Origin of the sequence: Paraburkholderia tropica, from assembly GCF_900109265.1 — a bacterium.
In the GTDB taxonomy this organism is placed as follows: Bacteria; Pseudomonadota; Gammaproteobacteria; order Burkholderiales; family Burkholderiaceae; genus Paraburkholderia; species Paraburkholderia tropica.
In genome coordinates this window covers 429,333-450,626 of the sequence record NZ_FNZM01000001.1, presented here as the reverse complement: position 1 = coordinate 450,626, position 21,294 = coordinate 429,333, and the positions used below count along the sequence as shown (strand labels likewise).

Sequence of the window (21,294 nt, the reverse complement as noted above, 5' to 3'; positions counted from 1 at the left end):
GCACGTGCATACGGGCCAGCCGCGAAGCGCCTGCACCGAAGGTGCGGCAATTGGCGCGTCGCTTAACGCGCGGCGAGCGGCGCGGGCGGCGGCGCGGTGCCGTCGGGTTGCGCGGGCGTCTGCGGCTTCGCGTCGCCCCAGCCGCCGCCGAGCGCGCGGATCAGGTTGACGGCCGCGACCGCCTGCGAGCCCTGCAGATGGCTCGCCTGCAACTGCGACACCAGCACCGTGCGCTCGCTGTCGATCACGTTCAGATAGCTGACCTCGCCTTCCTCGTACTGCGTGCGCGAAAGATGCGCCGAGCGCTCGGAGGCGTTCACCGCCTCATCCTGCTGGCGAATCTGGTCGTCGAGCAGACGCAGATCAGAGAGATTGTCCTCGACCTCGCGGAACGCCACGAGCACCTGCTGGCGATACTGCGCGACGTCCTCGTCGTACTTGCCGCGCGCCTGGGCGAGATTGGCCTTGCGGCGGCCGCCGTCGAACAGCGGCACCGTGAGCGCCGTGCCCGCGAGCGGCCCGAGCAGGAACGCGCGGCTCGACCACATGAACAGATCGCCAAGTGAAGCGGATTCGTAGCCGAACGCGCCCGTGATATCGAGCTTCGGAAAGAACGCCGACTTCGCGAGCCCGACGCGCGCGTTCGCGGCGGCCATCGCGCGCTCGGCGGCGGCGATATCCGGACGGCGTTCGAGCAGCGTCGACGGCAAGCCCGGCGGCACGCTCACGTTCACGCTTTGCAGCGGCGTTTCGGGGAACGTGAAATCGGCGGGCGCCTTGCCGAGCAGAATCGCGAGACTGTGCTCGGACGCCGCGCGCTGACGCGCCACGCCGACCGCATCCGCACGCGCGCTCGCGAGTTCGTTGCGCGCCTGCGCCACGTCGAGCTCGCTGATATCGCCTTCCTTGAAGCGGCGCTCGACGAGCTTGAGCGCGTCGGCGCGCAGCGTCACGGTGCGCCGATACAGATCGACGTCCGAATCGAACTGGCGCAGCTGGAAGTAGTTCTGCGCGACGTCGGCCTGCAACGCGAGTTGCACCGAGAGGAACAGCGCCTCGCTTTGCTGCGCGTCCGCGCGCGCCGCGTTCACGTTCGAGCTGACGCGGCCGAACAGATCGGCTTCGTAGCTCGCCGTGGCCTGCGCGCGCCAGAGCGTTTGCGTCGCCACCGGCGTGTTCTGCGGCAGATACTGCGAAGCGGGCGAAGCGCGCTCGTAAGTCGGACCGAAGCCCGCGTCGAACGACGGGAACCACGAAGCGCGCGCCGCCTGCGTCAGCGCACGCGCCTGCTGCACGCGCGCGGCCGCCGCCTTCAGGTCCTGATTCGCGGCCAGCGCCTGATCTTCGAGCTGGTCGAGCGTCGGGTCGCCGAACACTTTCCACCATTCCCCGCGATGCATGGCGTCGGCGGGCTGGGCCGCCGTCCACGAACCCACGTCGTGCGGATTCGCGGCTTGTGCGGATTGCGCGCCTTGCGTCTGTTGCGGCGCTTCCTTGTAGGCGTTCGGCACGCCCGAATCGGGCACCTTGTAGGTCGGCTCGACCGAGCACGCCGCGAGCCAGGCGAACAGCGCCACGCCCAGCGCGAGCCGCGTGCGGCGCCAGAACGCGCCCGCGTGCGCCGGGTGTTCCTGCGAGAAAGCATAGTTAGTCATCTTGATCATCCTTCTTTACGCGTCCACCGTATGCTTCGGCGCGTGCGCATTGTCCTTCTGCGCGACGTGAATCTTGCCGCCCGCGAGCGTGCGCAGCACCACGTAGAACACCGGCGTGAGCAGCAGACCGAATGCGGTCACGCCCAGCATGCCGAAGAACACCGCGATCCCCATCGCGTGACGCATTTCCGAACCCGCGCCGCTGGAGAGCACGAGCGGCACCACACCCATGATGAACGCGATCGACGTCATCAGAATCGGGCGCAGACGCAGACGGCTCGCTTCGATCGCCGCCGACAGCGGCGTGTGTCCGTCGTGCTCCAGTTCGCGGGCGAATTCCACGATCAGAATCGCGTTCTTCGACGCCAGCCCCACCAGCACCATCAAGCCGATCTGCGTGAAGATGTTGTTGTCGCCCTGCGTGAGCCACACGCCGGTCAGCGCGCAGAGCACGCTCATCGGCACGATCAGGATCACCGCGAGCGGCAGCGTCAAACTCTCGTAGAGCGCGGCCAGCACGAGGAACACGAGCAGCACGCTGATCGGGAACACCCAGATGCCCGCGTTGCCGGCCAGCACCTGCTGATACGTGAGGTCGGTCCATTCGAACTTCACGCCGCGCGGCAGCACTTCGGCCGCGATTCGTTCGGCTGCCGCCTGCGCCTGCCCCGACGAGTAACCAGGCGCCGGTCCGCCGTTGATGTCGGCGGCGGTATAGCCGTTGTAACGCACCACCATTTCCGGACCATACGTCGGCGACACCGTGACGAGCGACGAGAGCGGCACCATGTCGCCCGCGGCGTTGCGCGTCTTCAGTTGCAGGATGTCGTCGGCCTTCTGGCGGAACGGCGCATCGGCTTGCACACGCACCTGATACACGCGTCCGAAGCGGTTGAAGTCGTTCACATACAGCGAGCCCAGATAGATCTGCATCGTGTCGAACACGTCCGTCACCGGCACGCCGAGCTGCTTCGCCTTCGTGCGGTCCAGATCGACGTTCAGTTGCGGCACGTTGATCTGATAGTTCGTGAAGGTCGGGCCGAGTTCGGGCGTCTGCGCCGCGCGCTTCACGAAGTCCTGCGTCGCGCGATTGAGTGCTTCGTAACCGAGCGCGCCGTGATCTTCCAGCTGCATCTTGAAGCCGCCGAGCGTACCGAGACCGAGCACCGGCGGCGGCGGGAACACGGCGATAAACGAGTCCTTGATGCTCGCGTACTGCTGGTTCAGCGCACCCGCGATCGCACCCGCGGCCAGCGCCTTGCCCTTGCGCTCCTTGAACGGCTTGAGCGTGACGAACACGATGCCCGCGCTCGAACTGTTCGTGAAGCCGTTCACCGAGAGACCCGGGAACGCCACCGCGCTTTCCACGCCAGGCTGCTTGAGCGCGATCGCGCTCATCTCGCGGATCACACTTTCCGTGCGGTCGAGCGATGCGCCGTTCGGCAGCTGCGCGAACGCGATCAGATACTCCTTGTCCTGCGCGGGCACGAAGCCGCCCGGCACGACGCGGCTCATCAGCACGGTCGCGCCGAGCAGCACCACATAGACCACGAGCATCGCGCCCTTGCGGCGCAGCACGCCGTTCACGCCGCGGCCATAGCTTTCCGAACCGCGATGGAACACCTTGTTGAAGCGCGTGAAGAAGCCGCCGAGCACGCGGTTCATGCCGCGCGTGAGCCAGTCTTCCTTCGCATCGTGGCCGCGCAGCAGCAGCGCCGACAATGCAGGCGACAGCGTGAGCGAGTTGAACGCCGAGATCACCGTCGAAATGGCGATGGTCATCGCGAACTGCTTGTAGAACTGGCCCGTGAGACCGCTCATGAACGCGAGCGGCACAAACACCGCGACCAGCGTGAGCGCGATGGCGATAATCGGCCCGCTCACTTCCTGCATCGCTTTATAGGTGGCGTCGCGCGCGGATAATCCACTTGCGATGTTGCGCTCGACGTTCTCCACCACCACGATCGCATCGTCCACCACGATGCCGATCGCGAGCACCATCCCGAACAGCGACAGCGCGTTGATCGAGAAACCGAACGCCAGCAGGAGCGAGAACGTCCCCACGATCGACACCGGCACGGCGATCAGCGGAATGATCGACGCGCGCCACGTTTGCAGGAACACGATCACCACGATCACGACCAGCGCGATCGCTTCGAGCAGCGTGTGAATCACTGCTTCGATACTCGAACGCACGAACTGCGTCGGGTCATAGACGATCTTGTAGTCCACGCCCGCGGGCATGTCCTGCTTGAGATCCTTCATCGCCGCGCGCACCTGTTCGGAAATCGCGAGCGAATTCGCACCCGGCGCCTGGTTGATCGCGAGCGCGACGGCGGGCTTGTTGTCGAGCAGCGAACGCAGGCCGTATTCCGACGCCGCGAGTTCGATACGCGCGATGTCACGCAGATACGTCACGCCGCCGTCGGGATTGGTCTTGACGATGATGTCGCCGAATTCGCTTTCCGTACGCAGACGGCCGCGCGCGTTCACGTTCAGCTGCAACGGCGTGCCGGGCACGCTCGGCGACGCGCCGATCACGCCGGCCGCCACCTGCACGTTCTGCTCGCGAATCGCGTTGACCACGTCCTGCGCGGTGAGATTGCGCTGCGCCACTTTCTGCGGATCGAGCCAGACGCGCATGGCGTAATCGCCCGCGCCCCACAGCTGCACTTCGCCCACGCCCTGAATGTTCGAGAGGCGATCCTTGACGTTGAGCAGCGCGTAGTTGCGCAGGTACGTCATGTCGTACTGATTGTTCGGCGAGATCAGGTGCACCACCATCGTGAGCGTCGGCGAGCTCTTGATGGTCGTGATGCCCAGACGCTGCACATCTTCGGGCAGACGCGGCAGCGCCTGATTCACGCGGTTCTGCACGAGCTGCGTGGCCTTGTCCGGATCGGTGCCGAGACGGAACGTGACCGTGAGCGTGAGATTGCCGTCGCTATTGGCTTGCGACTGCATGTACAGCATGTTCTCGACGCCGTTGATCTGCTCTTCGAGCGGCGCGGCCACGGCTTCGGCGATCACTTTCGGATTCGCGCCCGGATACTGCGCGTGCACGACGACCGAAGGCGGCACGACCTCGGGATATTCGGAGATCGGCAACTGGAACAGTGCGATCACCCCGGCCAGCAGGATCAGCACGGACAGTACGCCCGCGAAGATCGGCCGGTCGATGAAGAATTTCGATATGTTCATGGGTCGCTCTTAATTCATTCGTATCACTAACTAACTGCGAGGCTGACACACACGGCGACACGCGCCGTGTGCGAGACGCTGCGCGTCAGGAAGTCTTTGCGTCCTTGCTGTCTTTCGTGGCCGGTTGCGTGGCGACGGCAGCCGCGTCGGCGTCGGGATCGCCGTTCATCGGCACCATATGCGAGCGCACCGCCTCGCCCGGACGCACGCGCTGCGTGCCGTTCACCACCACATGCTCGCCCGCCTTCAGGCCATCGACGATCACGCGCAGATTGCCCTGCTGCCCGGCGATCTGCACCGTGCGATAGGCGACCTTGCCCGTGCCGTCGACCACGTAGACGTACTTCTTGTCCTGGTCGGTGCCGATGGCGGCTTCGTCCACGAGCAGCGCCGGATGCGGCGCGGAACCGCTCACCTTGATGCGCGCGTAGAGGCCCGGCACGAGCGCGCCATCGGCGTTGTCGAAACGCGCACGCACGCGAATCGTGCCCGACGAGGTATCGAGCCGGTTATCGACGGACTCGATCGTGCCCGAGCGCGAGTAGCCGGTTTCGTTCGCAAGCCCCAGTTCGACCGGCACCTTCGAGCCATCCTTCATGCGGCTGATGTAGTCGAGATAGGTCTGCTCGTCGGCGTCGAATTCGGCGTAGATCGGCGACACGGACACCAGCGTCGTGAGCGGCGCGGCGCTTGCGCCGGCGCTCACCACGTTGCCGACCGTGATCTCCGCGCGCGACACGCGGCCCGCGACCGGCGCGACGATGCGCGTATAGCCGAGATTGATCTGCGCGGCTTCGAGCGCGGCCTGCGCGGCCTTCAGGTTCGCGCTGGCTTCGCGCGCGGCGTTCTGCTTCTCGTCGTAATCGCGTTTGGCGATGGCATTGTCGCCGATCAGGCGTTGCGCGCGCTCCCAGTCGCTCTGCGCGTAACCTGTGCGCGCCTGCGCGGCGGCGAGTTGCGCGGCGGCCTGATCGACGGCGGCCTGATACGGACGCGGATCGATCACGAACAGCGTGTCGCCCTTCTTCACGAGCGCGCCGTCACGGAAGTTCACCGAAACGATCGTGCCGGATACCTGCGGACGGATATCGACTTTTTCGACCGCGGCCAGGCGGCCGGAGTAAGACTGCCAGTCGGTGATCGTGCGCTGCGCGACGGCGGCGACATCGACTTCCGGCGCGGGCGGCGCTTCGGCGGCCACGGCCGGATGCGCATCGAAGCGCATCGCGCCGAGCGTGCCGAGCCCCGCGACGACGAGCACGGCCACGACCGCTAGCGCGATGCGTGATGGGGATTGCGAAAAGAGTGACATTTGGCGGGCTCCAGATGGGTGTGTGGTTGTTGTTTATGGATTGCGCGGCGAACGCGGCGAGTCACGGCTTGCATCGCGGCTTGCATCGCGATTCGCGTCGGCCTCGAAGCAGCATTTGAAAAAGCGCACGGCTTCCGCGAGCGCTTCCTCGTGCGCGCCGATCTGCGCGTGCGAAACGCTCGGATAACGCACCACATGTGTGCGCACGCCGGAGTCGATCAGGCGGCTCGCGTACTTTTCCGCCTCGATATGCAGCACGTCGTTCTGCGCGGTGACGATCAGCGTGGGCGGCAAACCGCCGAGCCGCGACGATTCGAGCGGCGCCGCGTACGGATGCATGCGCTGCGTGGCGTCGGGCAGATAAGCGCGATAGCACTGCGCGCATTCGCTCGCGGTGATGTCGGAACCGAGGCGGCGCTCGTCGCCCAGACGCGTGAGGCTCGGGTCGAGCATCGGCGCGAACAAGGCCTGCGCCGCGAGCTTCACGTCGCCGCGATCGCGGCCGATAAACGCGAGCACGTTGGCGATCTGGCCGCCCGCGTCGTGACCGGCGGCGATCACGCGCTTCGTGCTGCCGCCGAATGCGCGGGCGCGCGTGAGCACCCACAGCGCCGCGCGATGGGCGTCTTCGGGCGCGGCCGGAAACGGGAATTCGGGCGCGAGCGAATAATCGACCGACACCACCAGCGCGGGTAAGCGTTCTGCGAAAAAGCGGCTTTGCACGTCGGCGTCGTCGAGCGTGCCGCGCACGAATCCGCCGCCGTGGAAATACAGCAGAACGGGCAGATTGTTCGCGCCCTGCGGACGATACAGACGCAGCACGATGTCCTTCACGTGGCCTTCGATCGTCACTTCGCTGACGTCGATCGCGGTCGTCCGGCCGCGCGCCTTGCCCGCAACGGGCGAGGCAGGCGCGACGCGCGCCGGCTGGGCGGGCTCGTTGGCCGCGTCGGGCGCATAAGGTGCATCGGCCGACGCGTTAGCAGCGTTAGCAACTTGAGCGGCGGCTGAAATCCACGGCGTCGAACGTTTAAAGGCATCCATGTCGAAACGGCGCAATGCGCGAGAGTAGATTCGAATGGAGCGAATTGTGGGTTCGGCAGACTTCTAAATAAATGCCTATAATCCGGCAACACAATTCGGCGCACCTGAACAATCTGTCTCCTCTTTACGCGCGAGTGTTTATTTCGAACACCGCGCGGCGTGCGTCCGATGACTTTCGGAGAATGGCAATGGACCGCCTTCAGGCCATGCAGGTGTTCACCCGCGTCGTCGACACGAACAGCTTTACGCGCGCAGCCGAAACGCTCGACATGCCGCGCGCCTCGGTCACGACGATCATTCAGAATCTCGAAGCGTTTCTCGGCGTGCGTCTCATGCATCGCACCACGCGCCGCCTTTCGCTCACGCCGGACGGCGCCGCGTATTACGAGCGCTGCGTGCGCATCCTCGCCGATGTCGAGGAAACCGAACAGACGTTCCAGGATCGCAATCGCAAGCCGCACGGCAAATTGCGCATCGACATGCCCGGCTCCATCGGGCGGCTGATCGTGATTCCGTCGCTGTGCGAATTCCACACGCGTTATCCGGACATCGATCTGCAGCTCGGCCTGAGCGATCGCCCCGTCGATCTGCTACAGGAAGGCGTCGATTGCGTGGTGCGCGTGGGCGCGTTGCAGGATTCGTCGCTGGTCGCGCGGCGCATCGGGCTGTTCGAAGGCGTGTCGTGCGCGGCGCCCTCGTACCTCGAAAGCCACGGCATGCCGCGAACGCTCGACGATCTGCAGGAGCATCGCGCCGTGAATTATTTTTCGAGCCGCACGGGGCGCGTGATCGACTGGGCCTTCCTCGTCGACAACAAGGAAGTCGAGGTCAAGCTCAAGAGCATGGTGTCGGTGAACGACGCCGATGCGTACGTGACCTGCGGCGTGGAAGGTTTCGGGCTGATTCAGGCGCCGCGCTACATGGTGCTGCCGCTGCTGAAATCGGGCCAGCTCGTGGAAGTGCTGCCCGATTTCAAACCGCTGCCGATGCCGATTTCGGCGGTGTATCCGCATAGCCGCCATCTGTCGCCGAAGGTGCGCGTGTTCGTCGACTGGATCGCCGAAGTGTTCGACCGCTGCCCGCTGCTGAGCGGCCGCGGCTCGCTCGACAAGGCCTGCACGCTGCGCACGCTCGAAGAGCGCGAGTCGGCGCCGAGCCTCGAAACGCCGGTCATTTCGGAGTGGGCTGCGTAATTTTTCGCGGATTCTCAGGCGCGATATTGCGCGATACCGTGCATATTCGCGCCCAGACGGGCGGGCTTCGAACGCCCGCCCGTCTTGCTTTTGAGCGTTTGCATTGCCTACGCGTGCGACCGATTGTTCCGGAATCTCGACAATTCCTTTCGTTTTCAGACTGTTTATCGCCGACGCGCGGACACCTACATTTGCACCTGTCGCCGCACCGGTTGTTGTTTTCATCGATTTGCGGCGCCCTTAAAACAGGAGCAGATCATGAAACGCACTCTCGCAACCGCCCTCGGCGCAACGCTCGTTGTTTCGCTTGCCGCCAGCGCATCGGTGTTCGCGCAATCGGTGAACAACGGTCCCAAGACGCGTGAAGAAGTGAAGGCCGAAATCGTCGCCGCGTATCGCGACGGCACGTTGCCCGCGCTGAACAAGACGAGCTATCCGAATCAGAGTCTCGTGGGCCGCACGCAGGCAGAACGTCTCGCGATTCAGGAAGGCCGCGCGAACGACGCGCAACGCGTGGCGCGCGTGAGCGAATAACACGCGACGCGTCGACCTGCATCGCGAACTTCATCATTAATCAGGATGACTGATCATGAATACGACTACGCCTTCCGAGCTGGACACCTGGAACAACACCGCACCGGTGTGGACGCCGTTCCGTCATTGAAAGCGCAATAAAAAAGCCCGATGGTTTGTCGACCATCGGGCTTTGCCGTACGAGACTTACCACTGATACCCGGCGCCGAGTGTCACGCCCGTGTTGCCCTGGCTGCTCGAACTCGCCGACGCCTTTGCGACCCAGCGGTTGTTGCGCGTCACGTAGGACACGCCGAGCGCCATGCCGGTCTGTCCGCCGATGCGCGAACCGGCGGCGGCCACCATTGTCCTGCCCGGCTCGGTCGGTTGCGGCAGACCGGCGACCGCCATCGCCGCCGCGGCCGCGCCGAATGCGTCCCGACGCACGTCGCTGATCTGGTTCTGCACGCCCGCGATGCGCTGATCGACGTAACCCTGGCCCTGCGCGGCCATCGCGTTGAGCTGGTTCATGTTGGCCGCGTCGGTGCCGGCTGTGCCGGGCGCGACGTTGGTGATCTGCCGCTCGTTGCCCGCCGAGCCGACCGACACCGCGTTGTCGCGATCGGCCACCGAATCCGCGCCGAGCGCCACCGAATTCGCGCCAGTCGCCTGCGTGTTCGCGCCGAGCGCCACGGCGTTCGCGCCGCTCGCGACGGCGTTCGCACCGGCGGCCGTTGCGTGTGTGCCGCTGGCAATCGCGCCTTCCGTGTCGCGATTGCCCTGCGCCGCGACGAACGGATTGACCGCCGCATCCGCCGCCTGCTGGACCGATGCGATCGCGTCGTTCATCTGGCCGAGATTGACCGCGTCGGTGTCCGCCGTGCCGGCCGCGACGTTGTGCAGACTCACCGGTGTGCCGCCGTCGCCAAGCGTGACCGAGTCGTGCGCCGATGAGTCGTAGGCCACCGCATTCGCCACATCGCCCTTGATATCGCTGATGTCCTGCGCGTTCTGCGCAACGCGGCCGTCGAGATCGGTCAGCGCGCCGCCCACGTTGTTGTACGTGTTGCCGCCGATAGCGTAGTTCGGGCCGCTCATGGTGCCGTTCGCGTTCATCGTCGCACCGCCGCCCAGCGCGTTCGCCGTGGCGTTGCCGATGGCGAAGAGTTGCGAGCCGTTCACGGCGTCGACGCTGCTCGCATCGACATTGCCTGCCGCCACGCCCGTCAGCAGACGCACACCGTTCGTGCCGGCGAAATCGACCTCGCGGCCAGACACGTCCTTGCCGACCGTGATGGCGTGCGTCGTGGCATCCTGCTGCACGAGGCCGATGGTGCCGCTGCTCACCGCATCGGAGAGATCCGTTACGCGGCCGTCGAGATTCGTGAGCGCGCCGCCCACGTTGTGGAAGGTCGTGTTGCCGATGCGATACGTCGGCAGCGTGATCGAGCCGTCGGCAGACACGCTTGCGCCGCCGCCGAGTGCATTGACGAGCGCGCTCGATACGCCGAAGAGTTGCGAGCCGTTGATGGCATCGAAACTCGATGCGTCGACTGCGCCATTCGCGACGTTATGGAGCGCGATCGGCGCGGTCGCACTCGTGCCGCCGAGCGTGACCGAATCGTGCGCAGTCGAGTCGTACATGACGGCGTCGGCGGTTTGGCCTTGAAGGTTGCTGATTGCGTCGGCGTTCGCGGTCGTGCGGCCGTCGATATTCGTGAAGGCTTCGCCTGCGTTGTGGAACGTCGCGCCGCCGATGGTGTAAGTCGGCGTCGTGATCGAACCGTCGCTGTTTACCGTCGAGCCGCCGCCCAGACCGCTTGCCGTACTGTTGGCGAGTTTGTAGAGCTGCGAGCCGTTCACCGCATCGTTACTCGCATCGCTCACTGCGCCTGCCGCCACGTTGTGCAGTGCGACCGGCGTGCTCGAATCTGCGCCGCCGAGCGTCACCGAATCGTGCGACGACGAGTCGTACATCACCGCGTCAGCGGTTTGGCCTTGCAGCGTGCTGAGCGCGTCCGTGTTCGCGGTCGTGCGGCCGTCGATATTCGTGAAGGCTTCGCCTGCGTTGTGGAACGTCGCGCCGCCGACGCTGTAGGTCGGCGTCGTGATCGAACCGTCGCTGTTCACCGTCGAGCCGCCGCCCAGACCGCTTGCCGTGCTGCTCGCGAGCTTGAAAAGCTGCGAGCCGTTCACCGCATCGTTGCTCGCATCGCTCACTGCGCCTCCCGCCACGTTGTGCAGTGCGACCGGCGTGCTCGCACCCGCGCCGCCGAGCGTCACCGAATCGTGCGACGACGAGTCGTACATCACCGCGCCAGCGCTTAGCGCTTGCAGTGTGCTGATTGCGCCGGTGTTCGTAGTGACCTGCGTGTTTGTCGCGTAGAGCTGCGAGCCGTTCACGGCGTCCGTGCTCGCTGCCGTCACACGACCGGCCGCGACGTTCGTCACCTGGCGCTCGGCACCCGCCGCGCCCACGCTCACCACGCCGGTCGGCGTTGCACCGGCATACGTGAACGTCTGACCACCGATCACGCCATTCGCCGTGCCGACAGCAGCCGCCGTGGTCGCGCCGTTACCCAGCGCCAGCGAGTTGGAAACCGACGCATTCGCACCGTTACCGATCGCGATCGCGTTCGCCGCGCTCGCCGTCGATGCTTCGCCCAATGCCGTCGAGCCGCTTCCGCCTGCGTAAGCGGCCGCGCCAATCGCCGTGGCATTCGAAGCCGCCGCGGTCGACGATCCGCCGAACGCCACGGCGCCCGTTGCCTTCGCGTACGTATTCGAGCCTACGGCGACGTTATTGCCGTCGCCGCCTGCCGTACCGACATTCGCATTGTTGCCGAGCGCGACCGAGTTATAACCTTCAGCAAAAGCAGACTGCCCGATTGCGATATCGGATGAGTTCACATAGAGCGAGCCGGTATTCGTTTGCGCGCCATAGCCGATCGCAATCGAACGATAGCCTTGCGCCGATGCGCTCGCACCCAGTGCGATGTTGCCGCTTTGCTGGGTGATGGCCGGGCGGCTTGCCGCAGCGCCGTCACCAATCGCGATATCGTCGGCATACGAAGCGACGGCCGCCGGACCAATCGCCGTCGAGTTCGTGCCGTTCGCAACCGAATCGGCCAGCGCCGAGCCGGTGTGGAAATACTTGATGCCATCACCGCTCACGATCTTGTTCACCGTGTTCGAAATGGCCGTCACATTGCTGTTCGTGGAGTAAAGTTGCGCGCCGTTCACCGCATCCGTGCTCGTGCCGGTCAGCGTGGCCGCCGCGACGTTGGTCAATTTCACGTTCGAGCCCACGCCGCCCAGCGTCACCAGGTCATGCGTCGTCGAGTCATACATCACGGCGTTGTCGGTCAAGTCCTGCAACGCGGTAATGGCGCTTGCGTTCGCCGTCACCTGCGTATTCGTCGTGTTGAGTTGCGAGCCGTTGATCGCGTCGGTGCTCGTACCGCTCACCGCGCCGGCCGCCACGTGGACGATCTGCCGCGCCGCGGTCGCGGTGCCGACCGAGACCGCATTGGACCGGTCGGCGATCGAATTGGCGCCCAGCGCGACGGCATTGTCCGCCGTGACTGACGCGCCCTGGCCGAGCGCGGTGCCGCCGCCCAACACCGTCGAGCGCGCGCCCGCGCCGACGAGCGTCGCGCCCGAGTACAGCGAATACGTATTCGCGCCGAGCGCGGTGCTATTGCTGCCGAAGATGCTGGCGCCGTCACCGATCACGATCGATCCATCGCCCGTGATGGCCGGCGTGCCGCCGTCGTTTCTGAGCTTCGCGTTGCGGCCGATCACGATGATGCCCGCGCCCTTGTTCGCAATGCCTGCGTTCGCGCCGATCGCCATATTGCCGTCCGCCGTCGACGCGGCGCCGGTGTTGGCGTTGTAGCCCAGCGCGATGCTGTTCGCGCCTTGCGCGGCGGCGGCCTGACCAATCGCAATCGCGCCGCTCACGGTGCCTTTCGCACTCAGGCCCATCGCGATCGCATTGTCCGCCGACGCGCTCGCGGATGAGCCCAGCGCGAACGCATTCTTGCCGCTTGCCATGGCAAGATTGCCGATCGCCGTGGACGCGTCGCCGGACGCCGCCGAACCGGCGCCGATCGCGGCCGCATTCGCGCCGACGCCGCTCGCCTTCACGCCCAGCGCGACCGATCCCGCGCCGCTCACCGCGGCGCCCGAGCCGATTGCCACGGCGTTGTCGGCGGCGGCCGTCACGGTGCTGCCGAGCGCGACCGAGTTGTTGCCCATCGCCCGCGTCGCCGCGCCCACCGCCACCGCGCGCTCGCCCGTGGCCTTGGCGGCGGCGTCTTGAAGGGCGTCCACCTTGTCGCCGCCCAGCGCGACCGATTGCACGCCGCTCGCCGTCGCGCCGCCGCCGAGCGCTGTCGCGCCGTTCGCGATCGCGTAGGTGTGATCGCCCAGCGCGAGCGCCGAGGCGCCGTTCGCCACCGACGACGTGCCGATGGCGATCGAATCGGTATCCGACGCACTGGCATTGCAGCCCATCGCCAGATAGTTGAGGCCGGAGCCGCCGATCGTCGTACCCGTGCAGATGTCCGCCGCTATGACGGTCGCGCCGTCCGTGTCCAGCACCGTGCCCGCGCGAACGCCGCCGCCCCACGCCGCCGCCACGGCAAGCGCGCCGCATGCGAGCCGGCTACGCGAACGCGCACCGCTCCCACCCTTCGCGCCGCGTGCGCGCGCGTTTTCCTGCACAGCGATCCAGCGTCCCGATGCGGCGTTCCAGATCGTGCGATAAATCTTGTTCATTCGTCATCCTGATCATTGCAAGCACTTTCGCGAAGCAAAAGATCACGAACAGGATGGCGTCTCCGGTGCGCTTCGCGATTCAGCGTTGCAGGGCGTCCGGATCGAACGCCCATGTCGCGCATCGCGCCGCTGCGACAGTGCGGCGGCACATCGCGCGTCCTGCCGTGAACAGGCGCGCGACATGCGACAAAATTTTGCAATTCATGCAAGTCAACCGAAAGGAAATCCTATAGCGACGTAGGACAACGCAAAATAGGACGATTCTTAAATCGACGACGCACGCGACAGCGCGCCTCATCCGCGCATCGACAAGAAAAACGGGCCGCGCTCCAGGAGCGGCGGCCCGTTCGGGGATTGCCGGATCGTCAGCTTGTCGGCTGACGACCGATCACGATTTAACGATTCACGAAGTCCGGCTCGAAGAACACCCAGCGCACCTGCGGGAAACGCGCCTGCAAATCCGCTTCGATCTCGTTGATCGCTTCGACCATCGTGCGGCTGTGTTCGTAGTCGATCATCTCGGCCTGCACGGCCACGACGATCTCCTTGCCCCATTGCAGGGTGATGACGTTCATGATGTGGCGAATCTCGGGCCGCGCGCGCAGAAACGTTTCGATGTCGCGCCGCATTTCCGGACTCGCCGACTCGCCCACGATCATCGACTTCACTTCGCGCGCGACGAGCCACGCGATCGTCATCAGCAGAAAGCCGATGCAGATCGAGCCGCACGCGTCCCACACGGGATTGCCGGTGATCACCGTCAGCAGCACCGCGACGAACGCAATCGCGAGACCCGCGAGCGCGGCGACGTCCTCGCCCGCCACGACCAGCAGGTCCGAATCGCGCGTTTCGCGGAACCATCGCCACAGCGGCTTGCCCGGATTGCCCGCGCGAATCTCGCGCATCGCGCCATACAGCGAGAGCGCCTCCAGCACGACCGACACGCCGAGCACCGCGAGCGCCACATACACGTATTGCAGCGGCTCGCGCGTGAACAGCCGGTGCACGCCCTCATACACGGAAAACGCGCCGCCCACGAAGAACAGCAGCAGCGCGACCAGCAGCGAATAGAAGTTGATCGCGCGGCCCGAGCCCATCGGATGCAGCGGCGAAGGTGGTTCGCGCGACTGGCGCAGGCCGAACAGCAGCAACAGTTGATTGCCGCAGTCGGCGGTCGAGTGAATCGCTTCGGCGAACATCGAGCCGGAGCCCGTGAACGCCGCCGCCGCGTACTTGCAGACGGCGATGCCCGCGTTCGCGGCGAGCGCGTAGAAAATGGCTTTCGGCGACTCCGCGCTCATACGACCTCGACGCGAGCAGGGCCTTCGTCCAGTTCGCCGATCACGCGGGCATCCGCGAAACCGTCCTGGTGGAACAGCGCGAGCACGTCGTCCACGCGCTCGGGCGCGCAGGCGACCAGCAGACCGCCCGAGGTTTGCGGATCGGTGAGCAGCGTGCGCGCGCTTTCCGGCAGGCTCGGCGCGAGCGTCACGCCCTCGCCGTACGACGCCCAGTTGCGGCCCGACGCGCCCGTGAAGACGCCCTGATCGACAAACGCCTCGACGCCCGGCAGCCACGGCAGATCGGCGTAACGCACGCGCGCCGTGAGACTCGCGCCGCGCGCGATTTCGAGCGTGTGGCCGAGCAAGCCGAAGCCGGTCACGTCGGTCATCGCGTGGACGTCGTCGAGTTCGGCGAGCGCCGCGCCCGGCCGGTTGAGCATCGTGGCGGCGGCGACCATCGCCTGATAACCGGTCGCGTCGAGCAGGTCCTTCTTGAGCGCCGCCGAGAGCACGCCCACGCCGAGCGGCTTGCCGAGCACGAGCACGTCGCCCGCGCGCGCCGAGGCGTTGCGCTTCACGCGCGACGGATGCACGACGCCGAGCGCCGCGAGCCCGTAAATCGGCTCGACGGAATCGATCGAATGCCCGCCCGCGACGGGAATGCCCGCCGCCGCGCAGACGTCCTCGCCGCCGCGCAGCACCTGCGCGATGACGTCGTGCGGCAACACGTTGATCGGCATGCCGACCAGCGCGAGCGCGAGGATCGGCTTGCCGCCCATCGCGTAGACGTCGGACAGCGCATTGGTCGCGGCGATGCGGCCGAAGTCGTACGGATCGTCGACGATCGGCATGAAGAAGTCGGTGGTCGCGACGATGGCCTGCTCGTCGTTGAGCTTGTAGACGGCGGCGTCGTCGGCCGTCTCGGTGCCGACGAGCAGATTGGGAAACGCAGCCGTGAGCGGCGTGCTGCGCGCGAGCAGCGCGGAGAGCACGCCCGGCGCGATCTTGCAGCCGCAGCCGCCGCCGTGCGAAAGGCTCGTGAGACGCGGCGCGGCGCTGCCCGATGAAGTGCGGACGGTGTCGTTCATGGCGGGGAGTCTTCCTGAATATGCTGACGAAACGTCCCTATTATGGGGCAATCGTCACGCCGGCGATGCTGGGCCGTCCGGGGCGGCGGCCGGATCGGTTCGCGGATCGGGCTGCGGATCGGGCTGCGGATCGGCGGCCGCGTCGGTTCGCGTATCGGCTCGCGTATCGACGTGCGCTGGCGCATCGGTCGCGGCGCTCGCGGGTTCGCTCGCCGGTTCGCTCGCGCAGATCGCATCGATGAGCCAGTGCGGGTCGTCGTGCGGCAGATCGTGGCCCGCCCACGGATGCTCGAGATGGCGCGCGTCCCACGCCTGCGCGAGCCGCGCCGAACACACGGGATTCACCAGTCGATCCGCACGCGACGACGCCACCAGCACCTCGCAACGCGGCACGCCGTGCGCCGAAAACCGCGCGGCGGCCCACAGCTGGCGCAGCGCGTTCGCGCGGCTCACCGGCGCGCTCGCGCGGATCGCGCGCCAGGTGTCGAGGTCGGCCGCGAGCGTATCGCGGCGCGCGCACGTCGCGGCATGAATGCGCGTCTCGGCCACGCCGATGCGGTCGCGCCCGCGCCAGTGCTGCGCCGCGTGCAGCAGCGCGGGCCACGCGGCGGGCCGCAGTCGTTCGTCGAAGCGGCTAAACGGCCGCATGCTCGTGTTCACCAGCACGAGTCGCACGATCTCGGCCGGATAGCGCAGCGCCCACGCCGTCGCGACCATGCCGCCGAGCGACATCGCCAGCACGCGGTACGGCGGCGCGCCGTCGCCCTGCCCGAGCGCGCGCTGAAGCTCGCGGCGCACGGCGTCGACGTATTCGCTCACTTCGAGCGGCGAGATCGCGTGATGACGCGTGCCGTTGCCGGGCAGATCGACGGGCAGCACGGCGCCGCAACGCGCTTCGAGCAGCGACGCGAACGCGCCCCAATGACGCGATTCGCGCGTAAGGCCGCGCAGCAAAATCCACGGCGACGGATTCGCGTTCGGGTTCGGGTCCGGATTCGAGTGCGCGCTCATACGCCGGGCCGCTGATACCAGTGTCCGATCGCGCTTTGCAGCACCTGCTGCCGCGCGACGCCTTCGGGCAGCCAGCGCTCGGACGAATACGCGGCGCGCGTGAGGAAATCGAACAGATTGGCGTGACGCCGCAGCACGCGCGCGGTGCGATGCTGCATCACCGGATTGAACATGCCCTGGCGCGAAAAAATCTGGCGCGGATTTTTCTTGATCCACAGCCACGAACCGAGTTCGAGCGTGAGCGGCAGAAACACATTCTCGGCGGGCGCGCGATCGTACGCGCAATCCCACAGATCGCCGTGCAGCAGATATTGATGGCTCTGCGGCTCGAACGTGTAACCGTGATGCGGATGCGCGCGTTCGAACAGGGTTTTCAGCACGTACATTTCAGGCAGATGACGCATGAGCTGGCGCGTGCGCGCGTACGGAAACCAGATGCTGTCGCTCCAGCCGTAACCCGAATGACAATCGAGCGCGAACGCGAGCGGCCGGTTCGTCAGTTCCTCGTCGACGACCTTGAGCAGCGCCGAGGCTTCGGTTTCCATCATCGCGCCGCGCCGTCCGCGATACCACGGCAGCCACGATCCCACGCGCTGGCCGCCGGCGAGAAAAGGCACGCGCTCGTCGGCGTCCTGCGGCGCGTTGCGCATCAGATCGACGCCGTTCGGATTGGCGCGCGTGGCGAGCCACATGCCGCCGGGGTTGACGATGGGCATCATCACGAGCCGCACCGATTCGAGCTGGCGCATCAGCAATTCGTCCCACGCGAGACGGCCCACGAGCGCGCGCATGTAATCGAGCACGAGCTGCGAGCCGATGCGCTCGAGCCCGTGAATGCCGCCGAAAAAACCGATCGCCGGCGCGTGCGGATCGCGCGAGCCCACGGCCGCCACGTAGAGCGAAAACGGCCGCCCGCGCACCTCGACCTCGCCCGCGCTGCGGATGTCGAACCAGGGCGAGCCCGCGTCGAGGAGCGTTTTCAGGTCCTCGTATTCGGCGAAGCTGTCAGGAAGGAAGCTCAGTGCCTGCATGGCGGCGCAAGTCGTCGCTCGTTCGGTTCAAGGGAAACAGCGCGGCATTCGAAAACCGGGGACAGCACATGCGTTTGCCAACAATATAGCCTTTTCATGCGGCAGATCGCGTGACATGTGCGAGACGTCACACAGATGTCATCACTTCGACTTGCTGGCTTCATTCGACGCGTTTTCAGTTGTGTAGTCGTCTAGACGTCGCGATGCCTTCACTCAGCCGTCATAGTCGCTTCCTAGAATGTCCCCGACTCGAGCACGGGACGCGTACGTCTCCCACTCGTCGGATGAATCAGGCAGGACGCTGACATGAGCGCGCAAATGGACGCAATTCGAATCGAACGACTGTCGAAGACTTTTGGACCGCAGCGCAAGGCGCTCGACGAAATCAACCTGCGCGTGGGCACGGGAGAAATGGTCGCGCTGATCGGCGCGTCGGGATCGGGCAAATCGACTTTGCTGCGCCATATCGCGGGCTTCGTCGCCGCCGATGCGCAGCCTTCGCGCATCGAGATTCTCGGCCGCCCGATCCAGCAGGACGGACGCATCGTGCGCGAAGTGCGCCGCATTCGCCGCGACGTCGGCTTTGTGTTTCAGCAATTCAATCTCGTGCATCGTTTGACCGTCGAGACCAACGTGCTGATCGGCGCGCTCGCGCGCCTGCCGCTGTGGCGGCGTCTCACGGGCCGCTTTCCGCGCAGCGAACGCGAACTGTCGATTGCGGCGCTTGCGGAAGTGGGCATCGCAGATAAAGCGTACGAGCGTGCCGCGAATCTCTCGGGCGGCCAGCAGCAGCGCGCCGCGCTCGCGCGTGCGCTGGTGCAGCGCGCGCGCCTGATCCTCGCCGACGAACCGATCGCCTCGCTCGACCCCGAATCGTCGCGCCGCGTGATGGACATGCTGCGCATGCTCAATCGCAATCACGGGCTTACGGTGGTCGTGTCGCTGCATCAGGTGGATATCGCCATGCAGTATTGCCCGCGCACGGTCGCGCTGCGCGACGGCCGCGTGGTCTACGACGGGCCGTCCGCCGCGCTCACGCCCGAGTTGCTGCAAAAGCTCTATGGCAGCGCGGCGCGCGAATTGCGCGACGCGGATGGCGCGCACGATCAGTCGCTGGAACAGCCGCTCGAACAATCACTGATGCAAGCGCACACGCAGCATTTCGGCGCGCAGCCGACGGCGGCCTAGCCTGCTTCACCGCATCGCACGCAAACGTTGTCTCTTCCCCAACGAACCGGACCGCCTCTCACATGAAACTGATCCGTGCCCTGCTTTCCTGCTGCGCCGCCGGCGCCGTGGCCTTCGCCGCGCTCGGCGCATCGGCTGCTCGCGCCGACGACCTGAGCTTCGGCATTATTTCGACCGATTCGTCAGCAGTCCTCAAGCAGCGCTGGCAACCGTTCATCGACGATCTGAATCGTCAGACGGGCCTGCACGTGAATGCGTTCTTCGCCACCGACTATTCGGGCATTATCGAAGCGATGCGCTTCAACAAGGTGCAGATCGGCTATTTCGGCAATGCCTCGGCGATGGAAGCCGTGGACCGCTCGAACGGCGAAGTGTTCGCGAAGGTGCTCTACGCGAACGGCGACACCGGCTACAAATCGGTGCTGATCACCAACGTGAACAGTCGCGTGAAGACGCTCGACGACGTATTCAAGAATCCTAAGGATCTCACGCTGGGCTGGGGCGATCCGAATTCCACGTCGGGCTCGCTGGTGCCGGGCTATTACCTGTTCGCGCAGCGCAATCTGCCCGTGAACGCGACCACGTTCAAGACCGTGCTGCCGTCGAGCCATGAAGCGAACCTGCTCGCCGTGGTGAACAACAAGGTCGATATCGCCACCAACAACACGATGGAACTGGCCACGCTGGCGCGCAAGCATCCGGATCGCTTCAAGGAAGTACGCGTGCTGTGGACCTCGCCGCTGATTCCGTCCGATCCGCTCGTGATGCGCAAGGATCTGCCCGAAGCGACCAGACAGAAGCTGCGCGACTTCTTCTATCACTACGCGAAGACCGATCCGCGCGAGAAGAAAATCATGGCCGATATCACGGGCTACGCGGGCTTCGCGCCGTCGAGCGACGAGCAACTGCTGCCGATCCGCCAGATCGCGCTGTTCCAGCAGAAGCAGAAGATCGCCGCCGACACCCATCTCTCCGACGACGACCGCAAGAGCCAGATCGCGGCCATCGACGCGAAGATCGGCGCGCTCAACGCCCCGGCGAAACCGTGATGTGCGCGATGGACTTCGACGCCTCGCCGCTTGCTGCGCAGAACGCCCAGAACGTGCAGAACGCTGATACGAAAGCGCGCATGCAAGCCGCCGCCAGCAAGCGCAGCTGGTCCTCGCTCGTGCTGTGGGCGCTGGTGCTGATGCTGCTCGGCGCGGCGTGGCGCGGCGCGGACATGCGCCCGCTCGACCTGCTCTCCGATTCGGCCAACATGGGCACCTTCGCGGAAGGCTTCTTTCCGCCCGACTTCCACGAGTGGCGCACCTACGTGCACGAGATGTGGGTGACCATCGCGGTCGCGCTCTGGGGCACGGCGCTCGCGATCGTCTGCGCCGTGCCGTGCGGGCTGATGTCGGCGCACAATCTCGCGCCGGCCTGGGTGCTGCATCCGGTGCGCCGGCTGATGGACGCGTGCCGCGCCATCAACGAGATGGTGTTCGCGATGCTCTTCATCGTGGCCGTCGGGCTCGGGCCGTTCGCGGGCGTGCTCGCGCTGTGGGTGCACACGACCGGCGTGCTCGCGAAGCTGTTCGCGGAAGCCGTCGAAGCCATCGATCCGCGTCCCGCCGAAGGCGTGCGCGCGACCGGCGCCACGCCGCTCGACGAAATCATCTACGGCGTGCTGCCGCAAGTCATGCCGCTGTGGATCTCCTACGCGCTCTACCGTTTCGAGTCGAACGTGCGCTCGGCGATGGTGGTGGGGATGGTCGGCGCGGGCGGCATCGGCGTCGTGCTCTACGAGGAAATCCGCTCGTTCGACTATCAGCAGACTTCCGCGGTGCTGATCATGGTCGTGGCCGTGGTGACGATCATCGATCTGGTGTCGGCGCGGCTGCGCGCGCGGGTGATCTGAGCGGCGCGCTTCCGGGCGCTGAAATCCCTTCTCGCTTCTCGACGCGAGCCCCCGTTCCGCGGCTCGCGTCGCGCTTTCCGGCCCCTCGCCACA

At 66.0% G+C, this 21,294-nt stretch carries 14 protein-coding genes; 5 read left to right on the top strand and 9 right to left on the bottom strand.

What is annotated here, in order from left to right; genetic code table 11:
• Positions 1 to 62: 62 nt before the first annotated feature.
• The 4 genes from BMY06_RS01970 to BMY06_RS01955 all read right to left on the bottom strand — a co-directional run bounded on the left by BMY06_RS01970 (position 63) and on the right by BMY06_RS01955 (position 7,212).
• Positions 63 to 1,655: an efflux transporter outer membrane subunit gene (locus BMY06_RS01970; RefSeq protein WP_080180855.1), complete on the bottom strand. Its 1,593-nt coding sequence runs from the start codon at positions 1,653 to 1,655 to the stop codon at positions 63 to 65.
• 15 nt (positions 1,656 to 1,670) lie between these two features.
• Positions 1,671 to 4,856 carry an efflux RND transporter permease subunit gene (locus BMY06_RS01965; RefSeq protein ID WP_074981282.1) on the bottom strand — a complete coding sequence of 1,062 codons (3,186 nt, stop codon included), beginning with the start codon at positions 4,854 to 4,856 and terminating at the stop codon, positions 1,671 to 1,673.
• An 85-nt stretch (positions 4,857 to 4,941) separates the two neighbouring features.
• Complete coding sequence (locus tag BMY06_RS01960) at positions 4,942 to 6,168, bottom strand: efflux RND transporter periplasmic adaptor subunit (protein WP_065057649.1); 1,227 nt, start codon at positions 6,166 to 6,168, stop codon at positions 4,942 to 4,944.
• A gap of 33 nt (positions 6,169 to 6,201) precedes the next feature.
• Positions 6,202 to 7,212, bottom strand: a complete 1,011-nt coding sequence (locus BMY06_RS01955) for an alpha/beta hydrolase (RefSeq protein ID WP_080180821.1) — start codon at positions 7,210 to 7,212, stop codon at positions 6,202 to 6,204.
• A 188-nt stretch (positions 7,213 to 7,400) separates the two neighbouring features.
• On the opposite strand from BMY06_RS01955, the gene BMY06_RS01950 reads away from it, so the two are divergent.
• Both BMY06_RS01950 and BMY06_RS01945 read left to right on the top strand, forming a co-directional pair.
• Positions 7,401 to 8,405, top strand: a complete 1,005-nt coding sequence (locus BMY06_RS01950; protein ID WP_065057648.1) for a LysR family transcriptional regulator — start codon at positions 7,401 to 7,403, stop codon at positions 8,403 to 8,405.
• Positions 8,406 to 8,663: 258 nt separating this feature from the next.
• Positions 8,664 to 8,939 (top strand): DUF4148 domain-containing protein, encoded by a 276-nt coding sequence (locus BMY06_RS01945; RefSeq protein WP_074981280.1) that lies wholly within the window; start codon positions 8,664 to 8,666, stop codon positions 8,937 to 8,939.
• A 186-nt stretch (positions 8,940 to 9,125) separates the two neighbouring features.
• Here BMY06_RS01945 and BMY06_RS01940 read toward each other — a convergent pair whose 3' ends face one another.
• The 5 genes from BMY06_RS01940 to BMY06_RS01920 all read right to left on the bottom strand — a co-directional run bounded on the left by BMY06_RS01940 (position 9,126) and on the right by BMY06_RS01920 (position 18,113).
• A complete protein-coding gene (locus BMY06_RS01940; RefSeq protein WP_074981278.1) occupies positions 9,126 to 13,700 on the bottom strand; it encodes a YadA-like family protein in 4,575 nt (1,524 codons plus the stop codon).
• Between the two features lie 395 nt (positions 13,701 to 14,095).
• Positions 14,096 to 15,001, bottom strand: coding sequence for a cation diffusion facilitator family transporter (locus BMY06_RS01935; RefSeq protein ID WP_065057645.1), 906 nt, complete (start codon positions 14,999 to 15,001; stop codon positions 14,096 to 14,098).
• Positions 14,998 to 16,071: a selenide, water dikinase SelD gene (gene selD, locus BMY06_RS01930; protein WP_074981276.1), complete on the bottom strand. Its 1,074-nt coding sequence runs from the start codon at positions 16,069 to 16,071 to the stop codon at positions 14,998 to 15,000. Before selD ends, BMY06_RS01935 begins: the two co-directional genes overlap by 4 nt.
• A gap of 54 nt (positions 16,072 to 16,125) precedes the next feature.
• Complete coding sequence (locus BMY06_RS01925; protein WP_074981275.1) at positions 16,126 to 17,082, bottom strand: alpha/beta fold hydrolase; 957 nt, start codon at positions 17,080 to 17,082, stop codon at positions 16,126 to 16,128.
• Positions 17,079 to 18,113, bottom strand: coding sequence for a M14 family zinc carboxypeptidase (locus tag BMY06_RS01920; RefSeq protein ID WP_065057642.1), 1,035 nt, complete (start codon positions 18,111 to 18,113; stop codon positions 17,079 to 17,081). The genes BMY06_RS01925 and BMY06_RS01920 overlap by 4 nt, the downstream gene beginning before the upstream one ends.
• Before the next feature lie 306 nt (positions 18,114 to 18,419).
• Here BMY06_RS01920 and phnC point away from each other — a divergent pair, with 306 nt between their 5' ends.
• The 3 genes from phnC to phnE all read left to right on the top strand — a co-directional run bounded on the left by phnC (position 18,420) and on the right by phnE (position 21,201).
• Positions 18,420 to 19,301, top strand: coding sequence for a phosphonate ABC transporter ATP-binding protein (gene phnC / locus BMY06_RS01915; protein ID WP_173816920.1), 882 nt, complete (start codon positions 18,420 to 18,422; stop codon positions 19,299 to 19,301).
• 62 nt (positions 19,302 to 19,363) lie between these two features.
• On the top strand, positions 19,364 to 20,350 hold the full coding sequence (gene phnD, locus BMY06_RS01910; RefSeq protein ID WP_074981273.1) for a phosphonate ABC transporter substrate-binding protein: 987 nt from the start codon (positions 19,364 to 19,366) through the stop codon (positions 20,348 to 20,350).
• A gap of 80 nt (positions 20,351 to 20,430) precedes the next feature.
• The gene (gene phnE, locus BMY06_RS01905; protein WP_065057728.1) at positions 20,431 to 21,201 is read left to right on the top strand and encodes a phosphonate ABC transporter, permease protein PhnE; all 771 of its coding nucleotides are present in this window, start codon (positions 20,431 to 20,433) and stop codon (positions 21,199 to 21,201) included.
• Positions 21,202 to 21,294: the final 93 nt, after the last annotated feature.

Coding starts and splice junctions, on each gene's coding strand:
- BMY06_RS01970 (WP_080180855.1), bottom strand. CDS start 1,655: ATGACTAACTATGCTTTCTCGCAGGAACACCCGGCGCACGCGGGCGCG.
- BMY06_RS01965 (WP_074981282.1), bottom strand. CDS start 4,856: ATGAACATATCGAAATTCTTCATCGACCGGCCGATCTTCGCGGGCGTA.
- BMY06_RS01935 (WP_065057645.1), bottom strand. CDS start 15,001: ATGAGCGCGGAGTCGCCGAAAGCCATTTTCTACGCGCTCGCCGCGAAC.
- BMY06_RS01950 (WP_065057648.1), top strand. CDS start 7,401: ATGGACCGCCTTCAGGCCATGCAGGTGTTCACCCGCGTCGTCGACACG.
- BMY06_RS01920 (WP_065057642.1), bottom strand. CDS start 18,113: ATGCAGGCACTGAGCTTCCTTCCTGACAGCTTCGCCGAATACGAGGAC.
- phnC (WP_173816920.1), top strand. CDS start 18,420: ATGAGCGCGCAAATGGACGCAATTCGAATCGAACGACTGTCGAAGACT.
- selD (WP_074981276.1), bottom strand. CDS start 16,071: ATGAACGACACCGTCCGCACTTCATCGGGCAGCGCCGCGCCGCGTCTC.
- BMY06_RS01940 (WP_074981278.1), bottom strand. CDS start 13,700: ATGAACAAGATTTATCGCACGATCTGGAACGCCGCATCGGGACGCTGG.
- phnE (WP_065057728.1), top strand. CDS start 20,431: ATGCAAGCCGCCGCCAGCAAGCGCAGCTGGTCCTCGCTCGTGCTGTGG.
- phnD (WP_074981273.1), top strand. CDS start 19,364: ATGAAACTGATCCGTGCCCTGCTTTCCTGCTGCGCCGCCGGCGCCGTG.
- BMY06_RS01925 (WP_074981275.1), bottom strand. CDS start 17,082: ATGAGCGCGCACTCGAATCCGGACCCGAACCCGAACGCGAATCCGTCG.
- BMY06_RS01945 (WP_074981280.1), top strand. CDS start 8,664: ATGAAACGCACTCTCGCAACCGCCCTCGGCGCAACGCTCGTTGTTTCG.
- BMY06_RS01955 (WP_080180821.1), bottom strand. CDS start 7,212: ATGGATGCCTTTAAACGTTCGACGCCGTGGATTTCAGCCGCCGCTCAA.
- BMY06_RS01960 (WP_065057649.1), bottom strand. CDS start 6,168: ATGTCACTCTTTTCGCAATCCCCATCACGCATCGCGCTAGCGGTCGTG.